We start from the raw sequence: 4129 nt of genomic DNA on the forward strand, positions 1-4129 counted from the left end.
TGGTACATGAACGAGCTGATCCTGCGCCTGCTGGCGCGCGAGGATCCGCATCCAGGGGTGTTCGATGCCTACGAGAACGCACTGGACGTGCTGGCCGAGATGCGCGGCCGTCCCCATGCCGCCGTGCTGCGCCGCTTTGAATGGCGGCTGCTGGATCAGGCCGGCTACGGCCTGGATGCACCGATGCCCGATTTCGACCAGGCGGGTGCCGAACCGCTGCTGCGCCAGGCGCTGCGGGCACGCCTGGATCAGCTGCTGGACGCACCCCTGCGCACGCGCCAGGTGCTGATGGACCTGCAGCGCTACTGAGTGCGATGACACAGTGAAAAAGGGCATCCTGCTGTCGGTGGCGTCTTCGGCGTTGTTCGCCACCATGTACTATTACGCGACGCTGATGCAGCCTTTTGATGGCGATATCGTGTTTGCCTGGCGGATCCTGATGGGGCTGCCGATGCTGGCGCTGGTGGTGCAGCGTGCCCGTGGCTGGGGGGCCGTGCGCCAGACGGCGCGGGATTTTTCGCGGGGCCGCTTTCTGGCGGCCATGATTGCATGCTCGCTGCTGCTGGGGGTGCAGCTGTGGCTGTTCGTGTGGGCGCCGCTGCACGGCCACGCACTGAACGTGTCCATGGGCTATTTCCTGCTGCCGCTGGTGATGGTGCTGGTCGGGCGGCTGTTCTACCGCGAGCGGCTCAGTGCCTGGCAGACCTGGGCGGTGGCGTTTGCCGCGCTGGGGGTCGGGCATGAGTGGTGGCGGCTGGGTGCCGTGTCCTGGACCACGCTGCTGGTGGCCCTGGGCTACCCGCCGTATTTCATGTTGCGCCGCCGTTTGCGGGTCGATGCGCTGACCAGCTTGTGGTTCGACATGTTCTTCCTGCTGCCGGCGGCCGTCCTGGTGTTGCAGTCCCAGGGGGCTGACGTCGTGCGCCTGTTCGCGCAGCATCCGCGCCTGATTCTGCAAGTGCCTGTGCTGGGCCTGCTGAGTGCGGTATCGCTGGCCATGTATCTGGCCGCCAGCCGGATCCTGCCCCTGACCCTGTTCGGGCTGCTGAGCTATGTGGAACCCATGCTGCTGTTCTGGGTGGCGTTCCTGCTGATGGGCGAACCGGTCACGCCGGCGCAGTGGCTGACCTACATCCCGATCTGGATCGCGGTGGGGCTGGTGGCGGCGGAAGGGGCGCGGAACCTGAGGGGGAGGGCAGTGTCAACGGGTGGCAGGCGCAGTGATTGATTTCGCGCTGGCATGGCCAATGTACGGTACTGGAGCCATCGTGAAACAAAAAACGGCGGGCCGCTGCCCGCCGTTTTTGACCTGGATCCCGGCGATCAGTCGCGATCCCCGCCAAAGATGCCCAGCAGCATCAGCAGGTTGGAGAAGATGTTGTACAGGTCCAGGTAGACCGCTAGGGTGGCGGACACGTAGTTGGTTTCGCCGCCCTGGACGATGCGTTGCAGATCGACCAGCAGGAAGGCCGAGAAGATGCCGATGGCCAGTACCGACAGCGTCAGCATCAGCGCCGGGATCTGCAGGAAGATATTGGCCAGCATGGCGATCAGCAGCAGCACCACGCCCACGAACAGGAATTTCTGCAGGTGGGTGAAATCGCGCTTGGTCGTGGTGGCGACGGTGGCCATGACGCCGAAGACCGCCGCCGTGCCGCCAAAGGCCAGCATGATCAGCTGGGCGCCGTTGCCCAGGCCCAGAACGTGGCCCAGCAGCCGCGACAGCATGATGCCCATGAAGAACGTGAAGCCCAGCAGCAGGGCGACGCCCAGCGAGGAATTCTTGTTGCGTTCGATCGCGAACATCAGGCCGATGGCGCCGACCAGGAAGATGATCGTGCTGACGCCGGGGCTGGTGGCCATGGCCTGGTTCATGCCGAAGGCCAGGCCGACGGCGGCCCCCAGGACCGTGGGAATCAGCGACAGCGCAAGCAGCCAGTAGGTGTTGCGCAGGACGCGGTTGCGGACGGCTGCCGGCGCGGCATAGGCGCCGGTGTCGGGCAGTGTATGGCGGAAGTCGGACATGGCGGTTTCCTGTAGTACGTGGGGCCGATGCATGCACCGGCCAGAATCACTTGAATCTTACAACAAGCTGAATCACGAAGTCCATGCAAAACAGCATCGGCTGGCGTCATGGCGGTGAGGGCCACGACAGGGCGGTTCAAGCCTTTGGACATTCAGGTGCGGCGATGGTTCCCTGCGGCGGGATGATCGGCGGGCAGGCGATGGCCGCGCACGTCATGGCCGGCCTGCTGGTACTGGGTCCAGCGCCTGCGGGCGGCCTGGATATCGGCCTCGTGGCCGGAGACGATTTCCAGGATGCGTTCGAAGCGTTCGGCTCCGGGGGGGCAGTCCAGATCCAGATTGAGCAGCCAGTGCAGGGACGGTATGCGGTCCAGACTGGCTGCGTCTGGCACCAGGATCACATCAGCTTGATCCGCCAGGGGATCGTCGGCTAGGGCGTGCGGGATGAAGCTGGTCGGGTCGAATTCCCAGAGCAGCGCATCGAAGCGCTGCAGGCGGCGTTCGTCGGTGCAGTACACCAGCAGCCTGCGGCCTGCGGCGACGTGGCGCGCCGCCGTGCCGCAAGCCATGCGCAGCCGGTGGACCGCGCCGTAGGCGAAATCCACTCGGCTCATTGCGCGGTTTCCGGCTGGCTCATGCCTGGCATTGTCCCAGCAGATAGTTCATCAGCAAGGGCACGGGGCGGCCGGTGGCGCCTTTCTGTTTGCCTTCGAGCCAGGCCGTGCCGGCGACATCCAGGTGCGCCCAGGGGTATTTGCCGGTGAAGCGCGACAGGAAGCAGGCGGCCGTGACCGACCCGGCGGGCCGCCCGCCGATATTGGCCATGTCGGCGAAATTGGATTTCAGCTGGTCCTGGTAGGCGTCTTCCAGGGGCAGACGCCAGGCCGGGTCCAGTGCCTGGCGGCCAGCGGCAAGCAGATCGGTCGCCAGGGTTTCATCCTGGGTGAACAGGCCGCTGTTGACGTGGCCCAGGGCGATGACGCAGGCGCCGGTCAAGGTGGCAATGTCGATCACGGCGGCAGGCTTGAAGCGTTCGGCGTAGGTCAGCGCGTCGCACAGGATCAGGCGGCCTTCGGCATCGGTGTTGAGGATTTCGATGGTCCGGCCCGACATGCTGGTGACGATGTCCCCGGGTTTGTTGGCGGTGCCGCTGGGCAGGTTTTCGCAGCTGGGGATGATGCCGATGATTTCGCGGGGCAGATTCAGTTCGGCCACGGCGCGCATCGTGCCCAGCACGCTGGCGGCGCCGCACATGTCGAACTTCATTTCATCCATGCCAGGGCCGGGTTTGAGGGAAATGCCACCGGCGTCGAAGGTGATGCCTTTGCCCACCAGCACGATGGGGGCCGCCTTGCGGGCAGCGGCCCCGGCCGGTGTATGGCGCAGGACGATGAAAGCGGGCGGTTCGGCCGAGCCGCGGGCGACCGACAGGAACGAGCCCATTTTCAGGGCCTCGATTTTTTTCTGGTCCAGGACCTCGGCCTTGAGGGTCTTGAATTGTTTGGCCAGGCTGCGGGCCGTCTTGCCCAGGTAGGTGGGCGTGCAGATATTGGGGGGCAGGTCGCCCAGCAGACGGGTCAGGTTCATGCCTGCGCCGATGGCGGCCCCCTGGTCCAGGCCCGTGCGGGCCCGTGCGGCCTGGGCCCGGTTCAGGTGCAGGACGAAGGCGCGCAGCTTGGCGGCGGGCTTGGGTTTGCTGAGCGTGGTGTCGTAGTGGTAGGTGGCCGCGCTGACCAGCCGGGCGGCCGTGCGGGCGCAATCGGTGATGTCGGCGTCCTTGCAGGGCAGGGCGCACAGGGTGGAGACCACGTGGCCCAGCCCGGCGCGCACGCAGTAGGCCGCCAGGGTTTCATGGGCACGCGCCAGCGTGGCTGCCGAGAGGCGGTCCTGAGCGCCCAGGCCGAGTAAAATGACGCGTTCCGCAGCGATGCCCGCAGGCGCGTGCAGCGTCAGGATGGTGCCGGGGGCGGCATCGAATTCCGCCTTGATGACGGTCCGGATCGCGCCGTTGGACGCCTGGTCCAGGGTGTCGGCTGCGGGGCTCAGGACGCCGTCCTGGAACACCCCTACGGCCAGGGCCTGGGTTTTCAGGGTGTGCAGGGAT

General features: G+C 66.2%; 5 protein-coding genes. 2 read left to right on the plus strand and 3 right to left on the minus strand.

The window, feature by feature from the left end:
- Both RBR29_RS10820 and rarD read left to right on the plus strand, forming a co-directional pair.
- Positions 1–309 (plus strand): DNA repair protein RecO C-terminal domain-containing protein (locus tag RBR29_RS10820; RefSeq protein ID WP_320349217.1); only part of this gene is annotated, 309 nt, incomplete at its 5' end.
- 13 nt (positions 310–322) lie between these two features.
- Entirely contained in the window at positions 323–1228 is a 906-nt protein-coding gene (gene rarD / locus RBR29_RS10825) for an EamA family transporter RarD (RefSeq protein WP_320349219.1), read from the plus strand.
- Between the two features lie 95 nt (positions 1229–1323).
- On the opposite strand, the gene RBR29_RS10830 is transcribed toward rarD, so the two are convergent.
- The 3 genes from RBR29_RS10830 to RBR29_RS10840 form a co-directional block, all read right to left on the minus strand.
- Positions 1324–2025 carry a Bax inhibitor-1/YccA family protein gene (locus RBR29_RS10830; protein ID WP_320349221.1) on the minus strand — a complete coding sequence of 234 codons (702 nt, stop codon included), beginning with the start codon at positions 2023–2025 and terminating at the stop codon, positions 1324–1326.
- A 152-nt stretch (positions 2026–2177) separates the two neighbouring features.
- Positions 2178–2639 carry a DNA polymerase III subunit chi gene (locus RBR29_RS10835; RefSeq protein ID WP_320349222.1) on the minus strand — a complete coding sequence of 154 codons (462 nt, stop codon included), beginning with the start codon at positions 2637–2639 and terminating at the stop codon, positions 2178–2180.
- Between the two features lie 19 nt (positions 2640–2658).
- Positions 2659–4129: leucyl aminopeptidase (locus tag RBR29_RS10840; RefSeq protein ID WP_320349223.1), on the minus strand; the 1471-nt coding region annotated here is incomplete at its 5' end.

Source organism: Castellaniella sp., assembly GCF_034007085.1.
Classification (GTDB): Bacteria; Pseudomonadota; Gammaproteobacteria; order Burkholderiales; family Burkholderiaceae_B; genus Castellaniella.